At 65.5% G+C, this 22,185-nt stretch carries 30 protein-coding genes and 1 tRNA gene; 9 read left to right on the top strand and 22 right to left on the bottom strand.

Going from position 1 to position 22,185, the window contains the following annotated elements:
* Positions 1-390 precede the first annotated feature (390 nt).
* Complete coding sequence (locus MKL20_RS19140) at positions 391-870, bottom strand: OsmC family protein (RefSeq protein ID WP_244038006.1); 480 nt, start codon at positions 868-870, stop codon at positions 391-393.
* A gap of 153 nt (positions 871-1,023) precedes the next feature.
* Between MKL20_RS19140 and MKL20_RS19145 the strand changes: the two genes are divergently transcribed.
* Positions 1,024-1,908 carry a PhzF family phenazine biosynthesis protein gene (locus MKL20_RS19145; RefSeq protein ID WP_244038007.1) on the top strand — a complete coding sequence of 295 codons (885 nt, stop codon included), beginning with the start codon at positions 1,024-1,026 and terminating at the stop codon, positions 1,906-1,908.
* The gene (locus MKL20_RS19150) at positions 1,901-2,605 is read left to right on the top strand and encodes an NUDIX hydrolase (RefSeq protein ID WP_244038008.1); all 705 of its coding nucleotides are present in this window, start codon (positions 1,901-1,903) and stop codon (positions 2,603-2,605) included. Before MKL20_RS19145 ends, MKL20_RS19150 begins: the two co-directional genes overlap by 8 nt.
* Here the strand turns inward: MKL20_RS19150 and MKL20_RS19155 are convergent.
* Positions 2,602-3,564: a DMT family transporter gene (locus MKL20_RS19155; protein WP_244038009.1), complete on the bottom strand. Its 963-nt coding sequence runs from the start codon at positions 3,562-3,564 to the stop codon at positions 2,602-2,604. The genes MKL20_RS19150 and MKL20_RS19155 overlap by 4 nt on opposite strands.
* Positions 3,565-4,346: 782 nt before the next feature.
* Here MKL20_RS19155 and MKL20_RS19160 point away from each other — a divergent pair.
* The 6 genes from MKL20_RS19160 (at position 4,347) to MKL20_RS19185 (ending at position 9,495) form a co-directional block, all read left to right on the top strand.
* Complete coding sequence (locus MKL20_RS19160) at positions 4,347-5,318, top strand: ABC transporter substrate-binding protein (RefSeq protein WP_244038010.1); 972 nt, start codon at positions 4,347-4,349, stop codon at positions 5,316-5,318.
* A 208-nt stretch (positions 5,319-5,526) separates the two neighbouring features.
* The gene (locus MKL20_RS19165; RefSeq protein WP_244038011.1) at positions 5,527-5,766 is read left to right on the top strand and encodes a DUF4926 domain-containing protein; all 240 of its coding nucleotides are present in this window, start codon (positions 5,527-5,529) and stop codon (positions 5,764-5,766) included.
* Between the two features lie 4 nt (positions 5,767-5,770).
* Positions 5,771-6,109, top strand: coding sequence for a DUF6883 domain-containing protein (locus tag MKL20_RS19170; RefSeq protein WP_244038012.1), 339 nt, complete (start codon positions 5,771-5,773; stop codon positions 6,107-6,109).
* 326 nt (positions 6,110-6,435) lie between these two features.
* Complete coding sequence (gene glgX, locus MKL20_RS19175; RefSeq protein ID WP_244038013.1) at positions 6,436-8,703, top strand: glycogen debranching protein GlgX; 2,268 nt, start codon at positions 6,436-6,438, stop codon at positions 8,701-8,703.
* A gap of 137 nt (positions 8,704-8,840) precedes the next feature.
* Positions 8,841-8,930: transfer RNA gene (locus tag MKL20_RS19180), tRNA-Ser, on the top strand.
* Between the two features lie 229 nt (positions 8,931-9,159).
* Positions 9,160-9,495, top strand: a complete 336-nt coding sequence (locus MKL20_RS19185; RefSeq protein WP_244038014.1) for a hypothetical protein — start codon at positions 9,160-9,162, stop codon at positions 9,493-9,495.
* 315 nt (positions 9,496-9,810) lie between these two features.
* Here the strand turns inward: MKL20_RS19185 and MKL20_RS19190 are convergent, their stop codons facing one another.
* The 4 genes from MKL20_RS19190 to MKL20_RS19205 are packed head-to-tail and all read right to left on the bottom strand — an operon-like array spanning position 9,811 to position 10,980.
* The gene (locus MKL20_RS19190; protein ID WP_244038015.1) at positions 9,811-10,011 is read right to left on the bottom strand and encodes a hypothetical protein; all 201 of its coding nucleotides are present in this window, start codon (positions 10,009-10,011) and stop codon (positions 9,811-9,813) included.
* A complete protein-coding gene (locus MKL20_RS19195) occupies positions 10,002-10,337 on the bottom strand; it encodes a hypothetical protein (protein ID WP_244038016.1) in 336 nt (111 codons plus the stop codon). Before MKL20_RS19195 ends, MKL20_RS19190 begins: the two co-directional genes overlap by 10 nt.
* Complete coding sequence (locus MKL20_RS19200; protein ID WP_244038017.1) at positions 10,334-10,699, bottom strand: hypothetical protein; 366 nt, start codon at positions 10,697-10,699, stop codon at positions 10,334-10,336. Before MKL20_RS19200 ends, MKL20_RS19195 begins: the two co-directional genes overlap by 4 nt.
* Positions 10,696-10,980, bottom strand: a complete 285-nt coding sequence (locus MKL20_RS19205) for a hypothetical protein (RefSeq protein WP_244038018.1) — start codon at positions 10,978-10,980, stop codon at positions 10,696-10,698. Before MKL20_RS19205 ends, MKL20_RS19200 begins: the two co-directional genes overlap by 4 nt.
* 326 nt (positions 10,981-11,306) lie before the next feature.
* Here MKL20_RS19205 and MKL20_RS19210 point away from each other — a divergent pair, with 326 nt between their 5' ends.
* Entirely contained in the window at positions 11,307-11,510 is a 204-nt protein-coding gene (locus tag MKL20_RS19210) for a multiprotein-bridging factor 1 family protein (protein ID WP_244038035.1), read from the top strand.
* A 110-nt stretch (positions 11,511-11,620) separates the two neighbouring features.
* Here MKL20_RS19210 and MKL20_RS19215 read toward each other — a convergent pair whose 3' ends face one another.
* The 16 genes from MKL20_RS19215 to MKL20_RS19290 all read right to left on the bottom strand — a co-directional run.
* A complete protein-coding gene (locus MKL20_RS19215) occupies positions 11,621-11,830 on the bottom strand; it encodes a hypothetical protein (protein WP_244038019.1) in 210 nt (69 codons plus the stop codon).
* 153 nt (positions 11,831-11,983) lie between these two features.
* A complete protein-coding gene (locus MKL20_RS19220) occupies positions 11,984-12,538 on the bottom strand; it encodes a hypothetical protein (protein ID WP_244038020.1) in 555 nt (184 codons plus the stop codon).
* 97 nt (positions 12,539-12,635) lie between these two features.
* Positions 12,636-12,809, bottom strand: coding sequence for a hypothetical protein (locus tag MKL20_RS19225; RefSeq protein WP_244038021.1), 174 nt, complete (start codon positions 12,807-12,809; stop codon positions 12,636-12,638).
* Positions 12,810-13,443: 634 nt separating this feature from the next.
* A complete protein-coding gene (locus MKL20_RS19230) occupies positions 13,444-15,969 on the bottom strand; it encodes a phage tail tip lysozyme (RefSeq protein ID WP_244038022.1) in 2,526 nt (841 codons plus the stop codon).
* A gap of 141 nt (positions 15,970-16,110) precedes the next feature.
* A complete protein-coding gene (locus MKL20_RS19235) occupies positions 16,111-16,473 on the bottom strand; it encodes a phage tail assembly protein (RefSeq protein ID WP_244038023.1) in 363 nt (120 codons plus the stop codon).
* Between the two features lie 34 nt (positions 16,474-16,507).
* Positions 16,508-17,620: a hypothetical protein gene (locus MKL20_RS19240; protein WP_244038024.1), complete on the bottom strand. Its 1,113-nt coding sequence runs from the start codon at positions 17,618-17,620 to the stop codon at positions 16,508-16,510.
* The gene (locus MKL20_RS19245; RefSeq protein WP_244038025.1) at positions 17,607-17,900 is read right to left on the bottom strand and encodes a hypothetical protein; all 294 of its coding nucleotides are present in this window, start codon (positions 17,898-17,900) and stop codon (positions 17,607-17,609) included. Before MKL20_RS19245 ends, MKL20_RS19240 begins: the two co-directional genes overlap by 14 nt.
* Positions 17,901-17,903: 3 nt before the next feature.
* On the bottom strand, positions 17,904-18,101 hold the full coding sequence (locus MKL20_RS19250) for a hypothetical protein (RefSeq protein ID WP_244038026.1): 198 nt from the start codon (positions 18,099-18,101) through the stop codon (positions 17,904-17,906).
* Positions 18,102-18,223: 122 nt separating this feature from the next.
* Positions 18,224-18,589, bottom strand: coding sequence for a hypothetical protein (locus MKL20_RS19255; protein ID WP_244038027.1), 366 nt, complete (start codon positions 18,587-18,589; stop codon positions 18,224-18,226).
* Positions 18,546-19,358, bottom strand: coding sequence for a hypothetical protein (locus tag MKL20_RS19260; RefSeq protein WP_244038028.1), 813 nt, complete (start codon positions 19,356-19,358; stop codon positions 18,546-18,548). The genes MKL20_RS19255 and MKL20_RS19260 overlap by 44 nt, the downstream gene beginning before the upstream one ends.
* Positions 19,359-19,573: 215 nt before the next feature.
* Complete coding sequence (locus tag MKL20_RS19265; RefSeq protein ID WP_244038029.1) at positions 19,574-19,924, bottom strand: helix-turn-helix domain-containing protein; 351 nt, start codon at positions 19,922-19,924, stop codon at positions 19,574-19,576.
* On the bottom strand, positions 19,903-20,097 hold the full coding sequence (locus MKL20_RS19270; protein WP_244038030.1) for a hypothetical protein: 195 nt from the start codon (positions 20,095-20,097) through the stop codon (positions 19,903-19,905). The genes MKL20_RS19265 and MKL20_RS19270 overlap by 22 nt, the downstream gene beginning before the upstream one ends.
* The gene (locus tag MKL20_RS19275; RefSeq protein ID WP_244038031.1) at positions 20,094-20,702 is read right to left on the bottom strand and encodes a hypothetical protein; all 609 of its coding nucleotides are present in this window, start codon (positions 20,700-20,702) and stop codon (positions 20,094-20,096) included. Before MKL20_RS19275 ends, MKL20_RS19270 begins: the two co-directional genes overlap by 4 nt.
* 161 nt (positions 20,703-20,863) lie before the next feature.
* Positions 20,864-21,103 carry a hypothetical protein gene (locus tag MKL20_RS19280; protein WP_244038032.1) on the bottom strand — a complete coding sequence of 80 codons (240 nt, stop codon included), beginning with the start codon at positions 21,101-21,103 and terminating at the stop codon, positions 20,864-20,866.
* Between the two features lie 11 nt (positions 21,104-21,114).
* The gene (locus tag MKL20_RS19285; protein ID WP_244038033.1) at positions 21,115-21,396 is read right to left on the bottom strand and encodes a hypothetical protein; all 282 of its coding nucleotides are present in this window, start codon (positions 21,394-21,396) and stop codon (positions 21,115-21,117) included.
* 335 nt (positions 21,397-21,731) lie between these two features.
* Positions 21,732-22,185, bottom strand: a 454-nt coding sequence (locus MKL20_RS19290; RefSeq protein WP_244038034.1) for a hypothetical protein, incomplete at its 5' end; no start/stop codon positions are given.

Genomic DNA, 22,185 nt, shown 5'->3' on the forward strand with positions numbered 1-22,185 from the left:
GAGCCCGAGCGAGACGTTCGTGGTGGAGGCGGTGTGAGGGGCGGAGCGCCCCGCCTCCCACCCACACCCTCATCCTGAGGCGCCGGAGCGCAGCGGAGGCCTCCAGCCAGCCGCGCGCTCCCTGGAGGGCTCCTTCGAGGCGGCTGCGCCGCACCTCAGGATGAGGGGATTGGGTGGGCGGGGCGGGGCGCAGGGCCGGGCCCTTGGGCTTGCGAAAGCCGCCACGCGCCCCCTCTCCCGTGCGGGAGAGGGTTGGGGTGAGGGACCAGGTCTTTCCGGAGAGGTCGCGCCCCTCACCCTGTCCCTCTCCCGCACGGGAGAGGGGACCCGCGCCACATCCGGGAATGGGTGAACCCGCTCGCCCACACGGGACGCGGGCGGCGCTTCCCCTCATTCCCCCGCCCGCACGATCGTCGGCTCGTGCGTCACCGGAAAATTCACCGAGCGGGCGATGAAGCACTGCGCGTGCGCCCGGTGGTGCAGCGCCAGGGCCTCGGCGGCGTCCGAGTCCGCGGTGATCGTCACGCGGGGGCGCAGGGTGACGGCGGTCAACTGGCCGGCGCCGTCGGGCTGTTCGGTCATGCGGCCCTCGGCCGTGTCCGTGTAGGCCGTCACCACGATCCCGGCCTGGGCGCACAGGCCGAGATACCAGAGCTTGTGGCAGGAGGAGAGCGAGGCCACCAGCAGGTCCTCCGGGTTCCAGCGGGCCGGGTCGCCCCGGAAGGCCGGGTCCGACGAGCCCGGGATCGGGGGCTTGCCCGGGGCCGCGGCCTCGAAGGCGCGGTCGTAGCCGCGAAAGGTCCGGGTGCCGGTGCCCCGGTTGCCGGTCCAGGTCACCGTGACCGCGTATGTGTGCTCTGTCTCGGGCATGGCTCCCTCCCGGCTGTGCGGCCTGGGAAGCGGGGCCGCACTCGGCTAGGCTCCCGGGCCGCGCCGCCCGGATCGAGTCGGGCGGCCGCACAGCCTAGCAAAGCGCGCCGCAGCCGCCAGCCGGCCGGGGGCGCCGCCTGGAGGACCGACACGATGGCGCGCCGCTTCGTCACCCTCGACGTGTTCACCGAGCAAAAGCTCGCCGGCAACCCGCTGGCGGTGGTGCTCGACGCCGAGGGGCTCGACACGGCCGCGATGCAGGCGATCGCCGGGGAGTTCAACCTGTCCGAGACGGTGTTCGTGCTGCCGCCGAGCGATGCCCGCCACCGGGCGCGGCTGCGGATCTTCACCCCGGCGCGGGAGCTGCCGTTCGCCGGCCACCCGACCGTGGGCACGGCCGTGCTGCTGGCGCTGGAGGGGCCGTCCCAGGGGGATGCCCGGGCCTTCGGCCTGGAGGAGCGGATCGGGATCGTGCCCTGCGTGGTCGAGACGTTGTCCGACGGCAGCGGCGGGCGGGCGCGGTTCAAGCTGCCGGCCCTGCCCGAATATCTCGGCCCCGGGCCGGATCCGGCGGTGCTGGCGCCCCTCCTCGGGCTCACGCCCGGCGACATCGGCACCGGCCGGCACGTCCCGAGCCGCCACGGGGTCGGGCCGAGCTTTACCTGCGTGCCCATCGCCTCGGTGGCGGCCCTCGACGCCGCCAGGCCCGCCCAGGGGCCGGAGGCGGAGGACGGGCTCTACCTCTACGCCCCCGACCCCGAGGCCACCGGCCAGAGCTGGCGGGTGCGGATGTTCGCGCCGCGTTCCGGCATTCCGGAGGACCCCGCCACCGGCTCGGCGGCGGCCGCCTTCGCGGGGGTGCTGATGCAGTTCGAGACGCTGGGGGAGGGCACCCACGACGTGGCGATCCGCCAGGGCGAGGCCATGGGCCGGCCGAGCGACATCGCGCTCCAGCTCACCCTCGAATCCGGCGCCCTGCGCTCGGTGGAGATCGGCGGCTCGGCCGTCATCGTATCGGACGGACGTTTACGTGTCTGACGGCTTCCGGATCACCCGGCTGTCCGGCGTCACGGCCCGGCTCGTCGCCTACGACTGGCCGTTTCCCCGGGACAACGCGGCGGCGATCGCCGACCATTGGCAGGCGCGGCTCGCCCGCAGCCCCGGGATGTTCGACGGCACGGTGCTGCTCGGCTGCGCCTGCGCGGTCGTGGCCGGGATCGCCCGAGTCGACCTGTTCCCGGTGCGCTATTCGAGCTTCATCGCCTACCGGGACCGGGGACAGCATGAGGGCGGCGTGGTCAACGCCTTCGCGGCGATCGTGCCCTGGAGCGCCGACGGCGCGGTTCTGCTCGGCGAGATGGGCGCCCACACGGCCAATGCCGGCCAGCTCTACTTCCCCTGCGGCACCCCGGACCTCGACGACGTGCGCGGCGACGCGGTCGGCCTCGCCGGCAGCGCCGCCCGGGAGCTCGCCGAGGAGACCGGCCTGGCCCTGCCGGAGGGGGCCGCAACCGACTGGGTGATGCTCGCCGGGGCGGGGCAATTGGCCTTCCTGCGGCCGGTGCGGTTTCCCGAGCCGGCGGAGGTTTTGTGCGCGCGCATCGCGGCGCATCACCGCCAGGAGGCCGAGCCGGAACTCGCCGGGATCCACCTGGCGCGGGCCGCGGACGGCCCCGAGGCGGCGCGGATGCCGGGCTTCGTACGGGCCTATCTGGCGGAGGTTTTCGGGGGTTAGGGTGCCCCGGCGGCCGGCCCCGAGCCCCTTGCTGAGAGCCGCGATGCGTTCGATGCGGCGCGGATACCGAGGCTGACGCCGCCGATCAGCAGCACGACGCTCACGATCTCCGCCGTCGTGGGCAGCCGCTGCTCCAGAACGAAGGCGTACAGGATCGCGAAGACGGTCTCGGACACGATGAGATAGCCGAGGACCTCGCCCGGCAGGGCGCGACTCGCGATATTCCAGAGCCAGGTCGCTGCCCACGACGACAGGAGCCCGAGGGCCGTTCCCCACAGCAGGAGCGGACCCGCGCCGCCGATCGATCCATGCCAGAGGCCGAGCTGCCCACCGGGCAGCAACGCGGCGACCGGAACAAGGGTGACGAGCGTGGCGATGCCGGTCAGCGCCGTCCATGCGACGAGGTCGGTCTGCTTCTCGTGCGCGAGGAATTCCGCATTGCGCACCCCGTAGAACGCCCAACTCGCGAGAGCCACGAGGGCCAGGACAAGCCCGGCCGGGGATGTCGCGACGACGGGCTCGGAGGCCTCAGCCCAGGTCGCAGGCAGGATGTGGGACAGGATGCCGCCCAGTATGAGCCATGCGGGCAGCACGAAGCGTCTCAGCGAAAACGTCCCGTTCCGAAGACCGCCCAGAAAGGCCATCACGACCGGCAACGTGCCGATGATCATTGTCGGAAGCAGCGTACCGGAGCGCAGCAAAGCCTCGGATAGGCACAGATAGTAGATCGTGTTCCCGGTCAGGGCGAGCCCTAGGATGACCAACCAATGTCTCCGGAGCGTCGGCAGCCATTGATCTCGACGCAAGGCAACCAGAACGACCCCGGAGGACAGGCCGAACACCGCATACCGGGCGACGGTCAGGTCGGTCGGTCCAAACGGCGCGACGAGGCCAGGGGCAATGAAGGTCAGAGCCCAAAAGGCGCCGGCCATAAGCCCTGCTGCGATGGGCCAGATCATGTTGGGCGTCCTGATGGTGGGTCGGCGCGTGATTCCGAATGACGTCACGGACGCACTGCCATCTCAAACAGAGCCCCGCCCGCGCCCACGCTGGCCGTACCGGGAGAGACAGCACACGCGGAATCATTCGCCATGGCGATAGCTATACCCGTGCATGCGCTCCGTAAGAAACGAGGAAAAAATTCGGCTATTTCTTGAAATACGCACAACTTACGACTGAAATACTTTTTATTATCCAGAATTTATCGCAATCTCAAATCGGACTCAATTAAAGATCGACCATCCAGATTTCAAAAGATCCGGAGTCTAGATCTTCCAAGGGCTCGACGCAGAGGTCGGGCATCGAACTGCGCCGCTTCAGTACGACGCCGGAGGCTGTGCAGAGGCACTTCCGTCAGCCGCTCCGTCATCCCGGGGCGCCGCAGGCGAGCCCGGACCCGAAGGGGCCGCCAGAGGCGGCAATCCAGAGCCGCCAACGGTGCAAGTCATTGATCCAACAATGGTTCTGGATCCCGGGCTCCGCTTCGCGGCCCCGGGATGACGAGGCGGGTGAAGGAGCGGTCGGGGGCCCCGAATCCCGTTGGAAGAATAGTATCTCCATATGCGGATGTGCTGCCGCAAAGACGTCTATTTTCTTTTATAGGCCGATTGCGGAAAACATCATCATCAAAACCGCCTGCAATACGGATCACCGTTTCATTGACTGCTTGAGCCGCCCCCATAAACTTCGCCGCTCCGCTGGATCGCTCGCGCCTCGTGAGCCGAGCAACGAAACAGGCCCCATGCCCCTCCGCTTCCACGCCCCCCGCCCCACCCGCCGGCGCGCGGTCGCCTGGCTCGTCGCCGCCCTCGCGCTGTCGGCCGCCCCAGCGCGCGCGGCCGAGCCGATCGTGCTGCGGGTCGGCGACCAGAAGGGCGGCAACCGCTCGCTGCTCGAGATCTCCGGCTACGGAAAGGATCTGCCCTACACCATCGCCTGGTCGGAATTTCCCGCCGCCGCGCCGATCCTGGAGGCGCTCAATGCCGGCGCCCTCGATGTCGGCTATACCGGCGACCTGTCGCTGCTCACCGCCTACGCGGCCGGCGCCCCGATCAAGGCGATCGGCGGCACCAAGTCGGACCCGCGGAGCCAGGCGATCCTGGTGCGGCAGGATTCGCCGATCCGCTCGGCCGCCGACCTCACGGGCAAGCGCCTGGCCGGCACCCGCGGCGGCTGGGGCCAGTTCCTGATCGACGCGACCTTGGAGAAGGCGCAGATCAAGCTGGAGGACGCCACCTTCGCAGCCCTCAACCCCGTGGACGCCAAGGTCGCCCTGGTCGCCGGCTCGGTGGATGCCTGGGCGGTGTGGGAGCCCTACGTCTCGTTCGCGGCCCTGAAGGACAAGGCCCGGGTGATCGCCGACGGCGCGGGCCTGACGCCGACCATCACCTTCATCGTCGCCTCCGACAGCGCCATCGCCACCAAGCGCGCCGCCGTGCAGGACCTGCTGGAGCGCCTGAACAAGGCCCGGCTGTGGTCGCTCGACCATCTCCCCGAATACGCCAAGAGCACCGCCGCGCTGACCCGCCTGCCCGAGGACGTGCTGCTGGCGGCCTATTCGGCGCAGCGGACCAGCCCGATCGGGATCGACGACGGCGTGGTCGCGGAGGTCCAGGAGGCGTCCGATCGCGCCACCCGCTACGGCATCCTGGGCAAGCGGCTCGATGTCGGCCAAGCCGTCGATCGGAGTTTTACGGCCGCGGCGTCGAATTGAGGCGGCATGCTTTCGGCATGGACGGACCCGTCGGACGCGAGCCGACGGTGCACGCTTGATGCGCGTCCGGACGTGCCGGCGGGATGCCGTCACCCGCGACTTCCCATGACTTTGAAGCCGGGTTGCCATCCCTCTGCACCGGGAAAACTCTGCGCCTGTCGGGGGCGGGCGGCTTGCGTACAACCCGGCTGTACGCCAGATTTGGCTCATGTCCTTTGAGACGATGCACACGTTGCGCCGCGCGCCCGAGGCCACGCCGCTTTTCCCAGAGCTGAGCGTGGTCGTGACCCTGTGTGATACGGTGACGGACGATGGGCTTCCCGTTGCCGCCGGATCGCGTGGAACCATCGTCGAGGTCTATGCCGGTGGCGAGGCCTATGAGGTTGAGTTCGCACGCCCGGTCATCGGCAACGCAACGATTCGAGCCGAAGCTCTCAAGGCAGCCTGACCCGATGCCACGTCCGGGCGGCCGGGTGCCGGTACCCTGCATCCCGGACGCTAAGATCGGCGGCTATCTCCTCGACGTGGGTCATGCCGAAGGTGGGCCGAAAGCCGAGTTTTTTCTCGCCCGCGGTTTTGCACGCGAGGATCCCCGTCCCTTCATCGCCGCGCTCCTCGATCACGGACGCAGCGACTATTTTTCCCGTGCAGCCGAAAATAGGTTTGTCACCAAATACATATACGGAGGGGCGATGCAGATGCCTGACGGATCGAGTCATCGAATCAGATCCGTCTGGAAGCTTGTCGACGATGGTGCCTTCATGGCGCTCGTGACCGCATACCCGATCTGAGCTTGAGACTTCGAGGCTGAGCGGACGTCCATCGTTATCCGCGCATCCTTCCAGGACGGACCGCTCAAAAACAGGGCCGCGAGACCCATAAATCCGTGAGACCCATAAATCCGTGAGACCCATGAATCCGTCCGCCTGATCCAGCCGCCCGCCCGCCCGCGCCCGCCGCGACGAAGGCGGCTTCGCTCATCGACGCGGCCTGAGCCCCAGAGGACGAAGCCGGCGGCGATTTTTGCGGCACCGCGGGAGCTTCGCCGTTGCCGGCACGTTCACTGGACGCTCCCCGCACCGGCACGTGGCCGTGCGGGTCGCGTTCCGGAGTGTCCATGTCCGATTCCCGACGTCCTGCTTCACAAGCCCGCGCGACCCGCACGCGCATCCAGGAAGGCCAGCCCTATCCCCTCGGCGCCACCTGGGATGGTCTGGGCGTCAACTTCGCCCTGTTCTCGGCCCACGCCACCAAAGTCGAGCTCTGCCTGTTCGACGACCAGGGCGAGAAGGAGATCGAGCGGATCGAACTCCCCGAATACACCGACGAGATCTGGCACGGCTACCTGCCGGATGCGCGGCCCGGCACGATCTACGGCTACCGGGTCCACGGCCCCTACGAGCCGAAGGCCGGCCACCGGTTCAACCACAACAAGCTCTTGATCGACCCCTACGCCAAGGGATTGGTGGGCTCGATCACCTGGAACCCGGCCCTGTTCGGCTACCAGATGGAATCGGGCGACGACCTGACCTTCGACGACCGCGACAGCGCGCCGTACAACCGCCGCAGCCGCGTGATCGACCCGGCCTTCACCTGGGGCCGACACCGCAAGCCGCACGTGCCGTGGGAGAAGACGATCTTCTACGAGGCCCACGTGAAGGGCATGACCAAGCTCGACCCGCGGGTGCCCGAGAAGCTGCGCGGCACCTATGCCGGCCTCGGCACCCCGGACGTGCTCGACTACATCAAGAGTCTCGGCGTCACCTCGGTGGAGCTGCTGCCGGTGCATTCCTTCGTGCAGGACGATTACCTGCAGCAGAAGAACCTGGTGAATTACTGGGGCTACAACACGATCTCGTTCTTCACCCCCGCCCGGCGCTACGCGGCGGTGCCGGACTTCGCCTTCTCCGAGTTCAAGGAGATGGTCTCGCGCTTCCACGGCGCCGGCCTCGAGGTGATCCTCGACGTGGTCTACAACCACACCGCCGAGGGCAACGAGAAGGGCCCGACCCTGTCGTTCAAGGGCGTCGACAACGCCTCCTACTACCGGCTGATGCCGGGCGAGCCGCGCTACTACATCAACGACACCGGCACCGGGAACACCTTCAACCTGTCGCATCCGCGGGTGCTGCAACTCGTGACCGATAGCTTGCGCTACTGGGCCACCGAGATGCGGGTCGACGGCTTCCGGTTCGACCTCGCCACCATCCTGGGCCGCGAGCCCTACGGCTTCGACGAGGGCGGCGGCTTCCTCGATACCTGCCGGCAGGACCCGGTGCTCAACAACGTCAAGCTCATCGCCGAGCCGTGGGATTGCGGCCCGGGCGGCTACCAGGTCGGCGGCTTCCCGCCCGGCTGGGCCGAGTGGAACGACCGGTTCCGCGACGACGTGCGCGCCTATTGGCGGGGCGACCCCGGCCTGCTGCCGGACCTCGCCGCCCGGGTCTCGGGCTCGGCCGACAAGTTCGACAAGCGCGGCCGCAAGCCCTGGGCCTCGGTGAACTTCCTCACCGCCCATGACGGCTTCACCCTGCACGACACGGTGGCCTACAACGAGAAGCACAACGAGGCGAACGGCGAGGGCAACCGCGACGGCCACTCGCACAACCTCTCGAACAATTACGGCGTCGAGGGCCCCACCGACGACCCGGAGATCAAGGCGGTGCGCCTGCGCCAGATGCGCAACATGCTGGCGACCCTGTTCCTGTCCCGCGGCACCCCGATGCTGCTGGCCGGCGACGAGTTCGCCCGCACCCAGAACGGCAACAACAACGCCTATTGCCAGGACAACGAAGTCTCCTGGCTCGACTGGGGGGCGATCGGCGACGAGCAGCGGGATCTCGCCGAGTTCACCCAGCGCCTGATCATCCTGCGCAACGCCCTGCCGATCCTCAGCCGCGGACGCTTCCTGACCGGCCGCTACGACGAGGAGTTCGGGGTGAAGGACGTCACCTGGCTGCGCCCGGACGGGGGTGAGATGGCCAGCGAGAACTGGTCCGAGGGGGCGGCGAAGGCCTTCGCGGTCCAGCTCGACGGCCGCGCCCAGGCCACCGGCCTGCACCGCCGCGGCGGCGATGCGACGCTGTTGATCATGTTCAACGCCCACCACGACCTGGTGACGTTCACGCTGCCCGAATCGCCCAACGGCATCGCCTGGACCCGGCTGCTCGACACCAACCTGCCCGACAGCCAGGACGTGGAGAGTTTTTCGTTCGGCAAAGGCTACGACGTGACCGGGCGCTCGCTGCTGATGTTCGTGCTCAAGCCCGAGGACACCCCGGGCGACGACGCCACCGAGATGGAGCGCTCCTACCAGCACGTGATGCAGGCTTTTGAGCGCGCCAACGTGGAGAGCGTGCACTTCCACCTCGACCCGGAGGCGTAAAACACCCGGGCGGGACGGTTTTCGTCCCGCCCGGGCACCATTGCCTTGCGCCCGGCGGCGCACCCGGCTAACAGCACCCCACCGCGCGGCCCTGGTCGCGCCCGGCGCTCTTGCGCCCGGGCGCCCTGTCCGCGGCCGGAGGGGTGGCCGAGTGGTTGAAGGCGCACGCCTGGAAAGTGTGTATACGGGAAACCGTATCGCGGGTTCGAATCCCGCTCCCTCCGCCAGCTGACCGCCAAAAACCGTTATTTCGCAACAAGTTAGCGGTTTTCATCTTAAGCCCACCTACAATAAAACCTACAACCAACACGCGCGGGATGCGCGAGCGGCGTTCGTGAGGGCGGACATCAACCGGACACGATCACGGAATAGTGATCAGCGGGCCGGCGGCCTAAGCCCCCGCTGGCCGTCCACGCTCGCCCACCGTTTGCCCCTCAGCGACAAGGGCGGGCGTGGATGCTGACCGCTGGCAGCATCATCAACTCAACATCAACCTTCCTTCGGCATCATGCGCTTGTCGGCCAAGTGCCGATCTTCCACGCCCGCCGACGGTTTCACTTCGACGGTGGCGGCCTGGCGGGCGTGGATGCTGCAAAATCTAAGGGCGTGCTGGAAACAAGTTGTTCAGCCCTGGGTTGTCGGTCGGATCTGCCCCTACGGCGGAACACCACCGGCCAGCAGCACCTTCGCAGAAAGCGACCGCCGATCATGTTCGAGCTAGCCTTCACGGTCGCCTACTCTGCTGGGGCGTTCGTTGCAGTCGGCGTGATCCTGAGGGGCTTGGCGGCCTAAGTTCAACTTAGCCCTCGACCGCTTGGCAAAACGGAAATCATTTCCGTTCTCCAGGCATCGGCGTAGGGTAACCACGTCGGCACGCCTTGAGGGGGCGGTTCGTCGACCTTCCACGCCCGCCCTACGTTCGCCCCCCCAAGGTAGCCGGACGGGCGTGGATGCTAGGGGGTCGCGAATTGCTACCCCCTAAACTCACCGAGCTTTCGCCAACTTGGCGACTCCTCATCTGAGCATGTCGCCAAGTTGGCGACTCGAACCGACGCAACCGCAAGATTGCGGCTTCATCCGATAAAGGGGGTGGCGATCCACCACCCCCTACCGGCACAGAACCGGCATCGGCGGGATCGCCGGCACGCCGCTGACTGTTCGAGGCATCGGACCGCTGCCGATGGCCATGAGCGTCCGCAGGCTCCGGGTGGCGTAGTAGTTCGCCCTGCGCATGTCGTAGGTGGCACGGCGAACCCGCCGCATCTGCCACCAGGCCACCGCGAGGATGAACGGGCTGATCAGGCGCATAGCGTGCCCTCCTCGGCCATCTGGATCGTTCGGATGAGACCGCGGAAGCGATAGGCGAGACCGGCCTCGATGCAGACGTGCCGCATCATGGCCAGCGTCATCTCCCGGTCCTCCCCGCATGCGACGCCGAACGCTTTCTCCAGTAGTGCCTCGGCCCGCTCGGCGTGCGCGAGCGCCGCCTCAGCCTCGGTCCGTACCCGTTCCAGATGGCGGTAGAGACGCGCCACCTCGCCCGCAGGGGCGGCCTTGAGCCGCCTGGCCTTGCTGATCCGACCGATGCGACGGCCATTCTGGGTCACCAGCCTGAGACAGGGAGAGGTCGTCATGACCCCTCCTTCTGCACGTCAGCATCCGTGAGGTTCATGGCCGCGTTCATCAGGCGCGCCCAGGCTGCCGAGGCGAGCTGATGGTAGCCTTCCATCGCCTTGTCGGTACCGCCGATCGCATCCAGCATCGGACGGAACACGCCGTCCCGCTCCATGTTGCGAACCATCACGATCAGCTCGGGCTTCGTCTTACAGAGCGCCGCGAAGGCCAGACGCAGGTAGAAGAGGTGCGTCCGCACGCCCTCGACCCACTGCTCATTGGTGGGCAAGGGGCAATCCTTCGGATCCCACGGCTCGAAATCCTTGGCGGCGAACTCGGCCATCTCTTCGTCGGACCAGTCGCCGGCATTGCGCTCGCTCATGACCGCGCCCTCCGGTAGTTGGTGCCGTCGAAGGAGAGAAGGCCAAAGCTGCCCTCGTCCTCCTCAGCCCCCATGTCCTCTTCAGCATCGTGCGGCTCGTCCTGAACGTCGCCGCCGTGCTCGTTGTCGGGCTCGAAATCAGCGTCGCCAGCGAGCGCATCTAATAAGGCGAGGTCCGCCTCGATCCGGTCGGCGATCCGGCGGCGCAGCTCGCGGACGCGTTGGTGGTCGGCATCGGCGAAGAAGCTCGCCAGACCAATCTGGATGTCGGCGATGGCCAAGTCGGCCGGATCGGTCTCACGGCAGGCTCGAATGGCCCGGGAGACGGGGCCCAGCTGCCGGCCGAGCCCCTGGCCTAATAAGGGCCGAGGGTTGCCGGACTGAGGTAATAAGGGCGTGCGTGTGCTATGGGCGTGGCTAGCCATGACGGTACTCCAGATGCCGTTGATGGTTAGGTCCGACGCGAGGCTCCAACCCCTCTCGTCGGGCCGATCAGCTTGTGTTCGTGCACCAAGCTGGTAGTGTGGCTACCACGTTGCGCCAGCAAGCGTCAAGCGACTTAGTAGCAGAGCTACCACCTGTGACGATAACCGTCGTTCAATGCCGGATGGCGCGAGCCGCGCTTGGGATCGGGATCCGCGAACTGGCGACGATGGCCGAGGTTTCGCCAAATACCGTATCGAGGTTCGAGCGCGGCGAGGCGCTTTACGGCCGAACCGTCGAAGCACTACAGGCCGCATTCGAAGCTGCCGGCGTCATCTTCATCGAGGAGAACGGCGAGGGGCCCGGGGTGCGGCTGAGGAAGGCCTGAAACCGAATTTTTTACGACGAAGCGCTGAAGGCGAAGCGGTTGTGACCGCTTCGCAGAATTTGCGCCCGCACCCTTTGATTTAGCCCTGTCTTTCTTGGACGCGCTATAGCTCACCCCTGTTTGAGGAGCTTCTTTACCTCTGCCACGGATCTATAATGGTCGCGCGTGTGGTAAAGGCAGCGAGCAAATAACTCCAGCGCCTCGTCTTGTTGTTCAGGGGCACTTAAGCGGATGTGGTGGTATAGTTCGAGCGCGACGCGTTCAGCGCTGTCGGACTTGATGCTTACCGGACCATCAACTCGTGTTTTTGTATCAGCCATCTACGTCTCCATTGTCGATTGGTGACAAATGGGTCGCGTCCGCATGAAGTCTAGCATGCTGAAGGCTTTATAGCCTCCAATGGCAGCCATGCAAAAATGCGGACCGGTGACGCTCATAGAGAAAGAATATATTTGACTTATGAGCCGTTCTGGTCAGTCCCGAATGTATAGGCCTTTAAGAATAAGAACACTCGCCACTTCTGAATGGTGCCCATTAACCAAGTAAAACATCAGATCGTGGGCCATATCCTCTGTCATGCGAGGATTGAATGGTTCTTTTTTGTCCTGACGAGCTGCCTCGAACCAGTTTATGATTTGCAGCACGAATTGCAAAGCGAAGAAGGCTTCGGGGCCGCCTAAAAAGTCTTTGGCAGTTTCGTCTCTCTCTTGAGCAGTGCCGTTGAACTCTAGGGCTGATCCCGTATATGCCCGGATCTCCTTGACCCACCGTGCGCGGCACAGTTGGTGGAGAAGGAGTCCCATGATCTTGATGTGCGAAAGGCCGCTGGTGTCAGAGCCCATGCGCTCGGCGAGCCACATATCGTGACTTGCCGCCCAGCCTTCGTGCGCAGCGCGAAGAATGTCTTGAGAGAATTCGAATTCGAAACCCAGTGATTTGCTGACCGTCCAGCAAAAATCTAAAAAGTCGGGTCTGAAATCATCGAAGCTCCCCAACCAGCGGTCGAGGCAGTCGGCGGTCATCTGCATAGGGAGGGCGACCTGCTAACGGCAAGGTCGCCCTGCCTACGCTAGGTTGAATGAGACTGAAAAGGGCTTGGGTGACAGCCTTGGAAAAAGGCGTGCTTCAAACCGCGCGCGAGCGATCGCCAATGACCGCGCGGGTGAGCTTCATTGACAAAGGCGCCTTGTAGTCAGCGGGGATCTCAGGGCGACCGTTCTTGAAAAGAAGCTTGAATCGCTCCGTATCCCGCGCAACCACGGCACCGGCCCCGTGGGCAGATCCTGTGTTGTCGGCCATACCGTGTTCCTCATAATCGCCGGTCAGAGCGAGCCGGCGACGCGCTCGCTATGACACACTAGAAAAAGGCTCGTCAATTTTTGGTTCCGATTTTCGGGCGCTTTAGTTCGCACTCGGCATTTTCGCCGCGCGCTTTGTCGGCACCAAATTTCCGGAATTCCGTTTGATTGAAATGGGCTTGGCGCATTCGGAATGAAAGAGCGCGATTTGAAATCAAGCGGTCACAAAATGACGCTCTTGAATCCGCGAGGCGCCTTTCGAGCCGATCAGGGCCACCTGATTCGCTACCTACCTTTAGGTTCAGAAGATCTCGACACCGTCATCCCGCCGGCTATCCTGCCGCCATGCGCACAGCCCTCGCCGCCCTCGCCTTCGTCGTCGCCACCGGTGGGGCGCAGGCATCCCCCGGCGCGCGGGAACTGATTGGGGCTTGGTCACAAGCCAATGTGACCTGCCGAGGCAGTTCAACCCCAGAGGCCCAGTCGACGATCGACGAATGTGAGAGACGGACGCGTCTTCACGCGCGGCTGTCTCAAATCGGCTGGTGCTACGGCAAAAAGGGACAGCCGGGCGGACAGTACGACTGGCACAGGTGCGGCCCGAACTCGATCGTTGAGACGGACCTGCAACCGAACTAGTTGCTGCCCAGCGGCGCCATCTGCCGGCCATTCACCGTCACCACCTTGCCGAACAGATTGCCCTTCGTGTCCGTCCTGGCGCGGGCGTCCGGCCCAGCCTTCTCGATCACCGTCGTCACGCTGCCGTTGACGTTGGCGCCGCCAACGATCCCGGCTTGGCCCGCAACCTCGGACATTCGGCTGCTACCGATCTGAAGCTTCCGGTTTTGCTCCTCGGCTTGAGCGCGGCGGGCGCGCAGTGCGATGCCTAGATCCCGAGCGGCGCGACGGTCATCCTCCTCCGAATAGAACGAGCCTTCCGACCGGCGCCGTTCGTCGTTCGGGTCCGCCAGCACCTCCCCCCGGCGGATGAATGCGCCCTTCAGGCCGTCGCCGTATTTCTGCGCTTCCACTGCGGGAATGCGAGTACCGCCGCGGCGGTACAGTTCCAGCTGCCGCCGCGCATGGCGTTCGCGCTGTGCCTGGAGCGGCCCGTCGTAGCCCTCGAATTTTTTGCCAGTTCGATTGCCTCGACCAACATCGGTCTCAAGGTGCCACTCCCGCTCATCGCGGGACCGATGCTTCCTCTCCTGATCGAAGAAATCGACCTGGGCGTCAAAGTCGGTCCAAGGAACGCCCCGCTTCTCGGCAAACTGCTTGAGCGCACGGAAGCGCTCGGCGCGCCACTGGAACATGCCGTGCGCAGCATTGTCGCCCGTGCCGAACCGTTTGGTATCCCCAAGGGGGCCATCCGATCTGACGCTGCTCTCCTCCATAGCCTGACCGATCGCCGAAGCTGCGGCCTCCGGGGTCCAGCCTCGCGCAATGAGCCGAGCCATGGCCCGCTGCGCTCGCTCGTCCGCCCCCTTGGGCACGGCGCCCTGTCCAGCGACTCGCGGCCCATCATCCGCCACGCCTCCCCGGCCAAGGGCACGCGCGCGCCGCCCGCCCTCACTCTCGGGGGAATGCATCGGCCCGTCAGGGAACCTCCCGCCGAGACCGTTGAAGCGCCCGCCGCCGTAGCCGCGCGGCGATGGCGCTGGGGCCCGCCGGTAGCCGCCACCCAACGCAGCCGACTGGATCGTAGCCCCTCCGAACAGGCCGCCTTCTGCGCTCGACTTCGATACCGATGCGCCCTCGGCGGCCCTGCGCTTGAGCTCGTCTGTGTTGGCCTCGATCGCCTTGCGCAGCTTGTCGTTGGCGGCCTCGAACTCGGCCTGCCGCTGCTCTGGGCTCCGGCCCTGTAGCCGGGATAGTTCCTTCTCCGCATCGTCCAGGCGCTTCTTCAACACCGGCTCGCGGGACTTGAAGTCGAGGGCGGGGCCGCCGGTCTCCTGGTCGTACTCGGCCGCCTTCATCTCCTTCTTCAGCGCCTCGACCTCGGCACGGGCGCCGATCTCATCATCACCGGCACGCGGGGCCACAGACCGGACCAGAGCGCCAAGGGTGCCTTCGCCGCCGGTCGTGACGCGCAGCACGTCCGTTAGGCTGCCGGAACGCAGGGCGTGGATCAGCTCTATGGCCTTGCGCAACTCGACTCCAAGCGGCTTCAGGCCCTCCAGGATCGACTTGAGGGCGGCGCCCGCATCCTTGCCTGCACCCGCCCAATCGATCTTGGCCAACTCCACTCCGAAATCGTGCATCGCCGTGCGCAGCGCCACGATGGCGTCGCCGCGCCCGCCCTTCACGCCTTCGTCCAGCCAGTGCGCGAGGCTCGACGCGTAGGGCAGCACTTCCTTGGCGATCGTCGTACCGATCGTCGTCATGCTGCTGTTGAGGTCGGCGATGGCGCGCTGGAATTCCTCGGCTTTGATGATGTCCTTTGGGTCCAGCGGGCCGATCTTCTGACGGGCCTTGTTGAACTGGTCGATCACCGGTCCGAGGTGCCCGTCCGCAAGCCGGGCGAGGTCGGCCGTGCCGAAGAAGCGCTCGAAGAAGATGCCCCGCTCGGTGGGATCCTTGATCGTCTCTCCGAACTGCAGCGTCTTCTTCAGCGCCTCGCCCCGGTCCTGGGTGCGCTGAAGGTCGGTGGCGAAGTCCTGAAAGGCTTTGCGGCTCGCCGGGTTGGTGCCCTGCATCAGGGTCCAGCGAAGCGCCTCGCCGGCGCCCCGGCCCAGCTCCCGGAAATTGCGAACGAACGTCTTGGTGCCCGCCTCGACGGTCCCGGCATCGACCCCGAACTTGCCGGCGACCGCACTGAACTCCTGGAGCGTCGAGGCCGCGACCCCGGTCTCGCGGCTGAACTGCCCCAGCGTGCCGAGGTTGCCCGCCAGCTTGTTCAATGCGCTCGTGACGCCGGCCAAGGCGGCCCCAGCCGTCAGACTCGTCACGCCGACCGACATCATCGCCGGGTTCAGGACCGACGATGCCGCCTTGGCCGTGCCCTGGATCGCGCCCTCGACCTTGCCGAAGCCCTTCGCCAGCACGTCGCCATGTGCCGCCCCCTGGCGCGACACGTCCAGCAGCTGCGATCGCAGGCTTTTCAGAGGCCCCGAAAATCGATCGATCACCTCCGCTTGCATCCTGAGGGCTTCATCGGCCATCGCGCTAGTCTCCTCGCCCGTACAGGCCCGACTGCATCATCTCCTCAAGCACATCGGGCGTGTGCTCGATCAACGTCGTGATGTATTCTTGAGGCTTGCTGAGCATGGCCGCCGGATCGCATCGGTAAATCATCGCGAGTTTCAGGCAGGCTCGGATGAGATCCTCGGAAGCGCCGGCAGAAAAAAAGACGACAGCTGCCACGCGCAGTAGAGCCAATCCGGCGCGCTCATCTTGGTCAGGTATGACGGGATCGTGTTGGACAGCCGAGCGATCATCGCGCCCATCTTCGGGCCGTCGAACCGCACGGTGGACATCGGGTTTTCAGCGAACACATCCATGAGAACGGGGCTGCCACCGACCTCGATGATGTCCTGAGCGGTCGGCTTGCGGAACTTCAGTTCCTCGATCCGCTGCAACACCTCGCCATTGTCCTTCGCCTTGATCTCAATGGGCTCGGACAGGGTGACCTTCACTGCCCACGTCGGTTCGGAATTGTCAGCCATCAGTGTGCTCCTGTGATTGCCGATCGCATCGGCGCTAGGCGTTGCTGTAGGTGCCGGCGGGTAGACCGCCGCTCGCACCGCCGCTGTTGATCTGGTCGCCGCCGTTGAAGGCCAGCGGCAAGACCAGTGTCAGCGCACTCAAGGTCCCGGTCGCCCCTTGCGTCGAGGTGACTTCCTGAATTGCTAGATTGAGCTTGTCAGTCGTGAACAGCATCGGACTATAGACGCTGACCGGCTCCCCAATGCTCTCAAGCCAAAGCTTGTCGTCCGTCCGGAACCAGCCCTGAACGACGATCTGCACTTGCACTTGATCCGAGAGCAGGAAGCCGTTTTGGAACTGCGCCCGCATCCTCATGTCCGCTGCGTCGCCGGGCATCTCGGCAAGCATCGTCAGCGGCGCATGCTGCTTCACCTCTGGGTTTTTAGCGTTGCCGGTCTGCGTTCGAGCATCGTCGCCAAAATGCTGATCGTCGCCAGGGCGCTGCCCAACAACATTGATCTCGTTCAAGGCGCCCGTGTAATTGAAGCTCGCCGACGCCTGGAGGATGTTCTTTCCTTCAGCTAGCTCAGCCTGTGCGCCGGATGAGTTGCCGAGCCTGTAGCCCACAAGGTTGCCGGCTATGTCGGACTGAAGATAGACGTTGCGCATCGCACAGAGCCGATTGATGGCATCGTAGACGGTCTCACCGAACTGGAGGTTTACCTTCTGAAAGGGCTTGTCCATTCCCGAGGTTTCGCCCTTCAAGCTGAAAGTCACCCCGTAGGGCTTCAGCATGGCGTTCACGATCTGGGATAAGCTGTAGCCCTTAAATTCGCTCTTGCTCTCGTCGATCGTGGACCGGGCGATGGCGGTCGCGTTCGTGCTGATGCTGAGCTGCAGCGCGTGCTGGGTGGCATCGTAGGCGGGCTGCCGGCCGATGATCCGGCCCTGGCTGATGGCCTGCCTGCCGCCCAAAATCACTTCAGCCGGATCGCCGATCGCCAGCTTCATGCTGGACCAGTTCGGCGAGCTCTCTATCGGCGAAGCTGCCGTGAAGACGGCCTTCGGGAACGGATCGATCCCGGACCTGGTGACGCTGACCGTCTGCCAATTCTTGAAGCGCTGGCCGCGGACCAGGATCTCGGCAACCTCCTTAGACTTCGGCACGAGAAGCCTCCAGGAGAACGGGGGAGTCGTCAGGGCGAGCGCGCCTCACCGCGACGATCGGGCGACCGACTGTCATGCCGTCGCGATGAACACCCACGAAGGTCCCGGATCTGAGCGCGGCTGTCACCCGGCCCTCGGCGACGCCCTCAACGGGACAGAGGCGCCCGTAGCCGTTCCGGGCCGAGTGACAGCCAGTGTAAGTCCAGCGTTCGCCGACGTGCCACAGCAGGCCGTTCAGATCCTTGGCCGCCAGCCTGTCGAGGTCGGAGAAGTCAGCCATGGCCTACACCACCGCGTCGGCGCGGGACCACCCGTGACGGGTCCAGCGCATCACGTGACCGTCGATCGTCTTTAGCTCGCCGATCACCGGCCAGCCGGGCGAGCCAGCGCCGCGCGAGTCGCCTGGATCCTTGGACTGCATCGCTACCGCCAGGGCGTTGTAGGTGGCGAGCATCTGAGCGTCGGTCGGGGTGTCGGCCATGGTCGGGCTCCGTGAGACTGTGAAAGGGGGCTGGCCGCGCCAGTGCCGAGACTCACCGGCGCGGCCGTCCCTCGACCCGGAAAACCACATGCAATCCGGGGAGGCGGGAAAGGGGTTGGGCGCTACCGGCGGCCAATGGCGGCGCCGAGCTGCTGGCGCTCGGCTTCCCAAGCCTCCACGTCGCGCTCGACACCGCGGCGGATCTCGGCACGCCGCTCGCGCTTTTGCGCCTCGGTTAGCTCGGGCATCGGCTGGCCGAGTTGCCGAAGGGCAGTTTCGTGCCGGCGGGCGTGGAGCAGCCGCTCGCGCGATAGCTCGGCCTCGCGCTGATTGCGGATCTGCGTGTGGGCGGCATCCACCTCGGCCTCGATCTCGGCCCGGATGCGCTGGCGCTCGCGTTCCTCAATCTCGGGGCGGCGGGCCTGCCATTCGCGGAATGCTTTTTCAGAAAACACGGCGCTGTTCCTCGGTGCGATCGGGATTGCCAAAGCGCGGCCGTCCCCAGAACGGGGCCGATCGCAAGTAGCTGTCGGGGAAGATGTCGGGCAGGTTCACGTATTCGAGCACGGATCGGTGCTCGACGGCCGGATACAGAGGCAACGGCAAATCAATGGTGCGGGTGCGCCGCTCCCACTTGTGCGCGTTCGATGCATATTCCGGGAGGTCATAGGGGCCGGCACGCAATCCGGTCTCTTTGTTTACGAAATAGGTCTCTTCTTTGGTCAACCCTTTAACTTCAGGGTAGAACTGACCGTTGAAGGCAGGCTCAAGCATAGTCGATAGTGGGTCGCATCCTTCGGGAAGCTGCTTGTTCGCCTCGATGATTGCGGCGCGAAGCTTATCCGCTCGGTTCAGGATCTCGGCTAGTGCTTTTGCTGCCGGCAGATATTCGTGCTGCAGAACCCTACGGCCCTCGGCCAGGGCCTTCTCACCCTTGGCGTACTCGACGCGACGGCGGGCTTGCTCGGTCTGCGCCTCTGCCGTCTCAATCTCACCGGCCAGGCGGGTGCAGCGTGCCTCGGCCACGGCAACCCGGCGCTCAACAGCGGCAACCGCGGCCTCATGCGCTTCCAGCTGGGCTACGTCCTCGGTCGCCAGCACGGCGTCGCGGCGCTCGGCCAGATCGGTCTGCGCGCGGACGGCATCGGAGCGTTCAGCCTCGGCGGCGTCCAGATCGCGCCGCAACCGCTCAAGGTCTACAGCGTCGCTGGCACTGCCGCTGCTTTCCTTTTTATGCTTCCTACCCATCAGAGCCATGCGCTCACCTATCCCTGTAAATTCTGTGCGGCTCGTCAGTGCCTTGACCAGCGAAACATGGCTGCGGGGCCCGGAGGCACTGTTCCCGTTGTTCGATTGAGCCGCGGAACCGTCAAAAGGGCGCCCCGTCCATAAGTGCATCCGACCAAAGCAACACGGCGCGCGCAACGCCGCATTTACGGCATTCACGGCACGAACGCTGATTTTGGGGATGATTAGGCTAGGGTGTCGTTGAGCCGGCGGATCGATACTCGCCAGCGACCGCCATACATCTTGCCGATGCCGCGCGTGCGGCACCACCGGCCGATCGTGTCTGCACTCCGACTAGCGCGAGAAGCCGCCTCGGGCACCGACAACAGGTCAGGGTGATCGGGAAGGCTGGGCCAACCGTCCAGTTCGGGCGCGGCCGTGCCTTGCTGACATTGGTCGATGTAGGACCAAACCGCAGACTGCGCCGCCTCGGCGACGCTTTGTGCCGCGCGGGCTCGCTCAATCAGATCGGCCAGGACCGGGTCCGCGAATGCCAAGGGCGGATGCGGCTGCATCAGCGTGCGAACGTCAACCAAGCGCGACGGCCGGGGCGCGCTCGACGGTACTTGCCTGTGTCGGGATCTAGGACGAAACCCGGTTCCGGCGCGTCCACAAACTGCCGTCCCGTGGCTTTCGGGACCACGATGCGATTGGACTCGGCCTTGAGGCTGACGACCTCCACGTAGCGGGGGGCGAGCTGATTGGTCATGCCGATACCCCTACGCCGTCAGTGGTCCAGGCCCCGGCAGCACTGAGACATTTCTCGCAGGCATCTTCATCGAAGGTGACACCGGCGCGCTGAGCCAGGTCGGCCCAGTCGGGGCCAGGGAATTCCGCCGTGCTGCACAGCTCGCCGACGGTGAAGTCCTTGGCGAAGCCCTCGAACCCACGAGCCCCGAGAGCCTGCGCTGCTGCGTCGTCGAGGGCGCCCGCAACCATGACGCTGAGGACGTAGGCCAGCTCAATCGAAGCACCGGCTGCGACAGCGCGTTCGGCCACGACCCTCTCGGCCGATCCGATGATGCTGCGCGCGATCGCGACCTCGGGCTCGTAGCCGACGAAACTGGGAGGCGCCTCCCGCATCTGAACTGGTCTCATCACGCGCGGCGGATCCGACGCCAGCTTGCGCGCCCGGACGACGCCCTTGTCCTCGTAGGTCTGGCTTAACTGAGTCCGGTTGATCCAGTTAAGAGCATCCTCACGGTTCAGTTTGCCGTCTGAACGTACTGGCAGACCCGCTTTCACGTATTGGCTGACGCGGGCCTTAGAAATCTTCAGCTCTGCAGCAAGTGCAGCCTTAGTTGTGATTGCCATGAGTCGGCCGCCAATTGTGAAGGGTTAAGTGGTTTTCAGAGGCTGCACCTAGACAGCCAACAAACTCGCGCGGACCCTCGGGCCTGACCACCCCGAACAGGGACCCGAGAACTCGCTCCGACCGGTCACCCTCCCTGCGGAGAGCCCCATTGGGTCCCACCTCACTGGGCAGCGGCACTGGCAACGGCGCGCTGGACCAGCTCGCCGTCGATGACGCGCTCGACCGTCTGCCACCAGCGATCCTCCTGGTCTGAGATCATCTCCCCGTAGCAGGCACCGACCACGACGATCGGCACGCCCGGGAAGGCAGCCTCGGCAGCGGCGAGCGGGCATCGCCCTGCCTTCTCGGCCTCACTCATCACGCCGATGATGCTGGCCTTCACTTCCTGTCGAACGGTCAAGCGCATCGGTCTCAGCCTCTTCCTGTTTCACCGGACAGCAGGTCGAGGCGGGCGACGCTCTCAACACACTCGTTGCTGACGGCCATGAGCACGTTGCGGGCGGACGCGAAGGCGATACGGCGCTCTTCCTCGGTCAGCGCCGGCCAGCGCTCTCGAACCACTCGCGAGGCAGCGGCAGGGCTGTCGGGCAGATCCCGACCCTGCGCTACGAGGTAGACGAAGAGAGACGGCGAGCACTTAGCCATCTCGACCACGAGGTGCTGCGCGAGGTCGGACGTGGGGTCCGTGACCATCAGGCGGCGCGCCTAAGGGCAGCGGCAGGCCCGGCAGGGCCAGGGCCGTCGTCCAACGTCGGGAGGGCAATGCCGTCAGCCTTCAGCTTCTCTCGCAGCGCCTGACGCATCCATTCGGCGGACGAAGTGCGGGCCTGACGGGCGGCGCGGGCAACGGCATGGTTTAGGCCGGGCTCGGCTCTGAAGCGGACGGGTTCAGAGAACTCGATACGGTCGGCGGACATCTTGGCGCACTCCGTGTGCAAATGATGTCCCGGGATGTGGCGCAGGATGATCTGTAAAAGCAAGCAGACGACTTGTACCGTTTAGTCGTCCGCTGCTGTTCGCCGTTATGTCTAGTTGTTCGCTGTTGTATTTTGTGGTATATGAGGCGCGTTGATCTGTCGCGCCTTCTGTAGTTTCCGATCCTCCTGCACGTCCCCCATGGCAATCGCGATATCGCTGGCCGGCACGTTCTTAAGCCTAGGGATGAGTTTCAGCAGCGTTTCCCGCGGGAGCTTCTCGACCAGCATCTCGGCCGCGCGCTTCGCAGCTTCCTTCCGATCCGCATCGGTCAGGTGAGCGTAGTGCTTTGCCCAGACCCCGCGGATAATGTCGTTCCGCTGCGGCTTGGTGATGTAGCCAATGCGGAATAGCTCGCGGGCCGCCCCTTCCTGCCAATCAGGGTTGTCCTTCGCTTCGTCCCAGACCTGCTTCAACTCAGTGAAGTCGTGCTCGACCTCCGGCGACATGAGCTTGCGCGCCGCCGCCGTGCGCTTTGGTCCGGTCGCCTCGGCCGCGGCCTCCCGC

This window comes from Methylobacterium sp. E-066, assembly GCF_022829635.1.
In the GTDB taxonomy this organism is placed as follows: Bacteria; Pseudomonadota; Alphaproteobacteria; order Rhizobiales; family Beijerinckiaceae; genus Methylobacterium.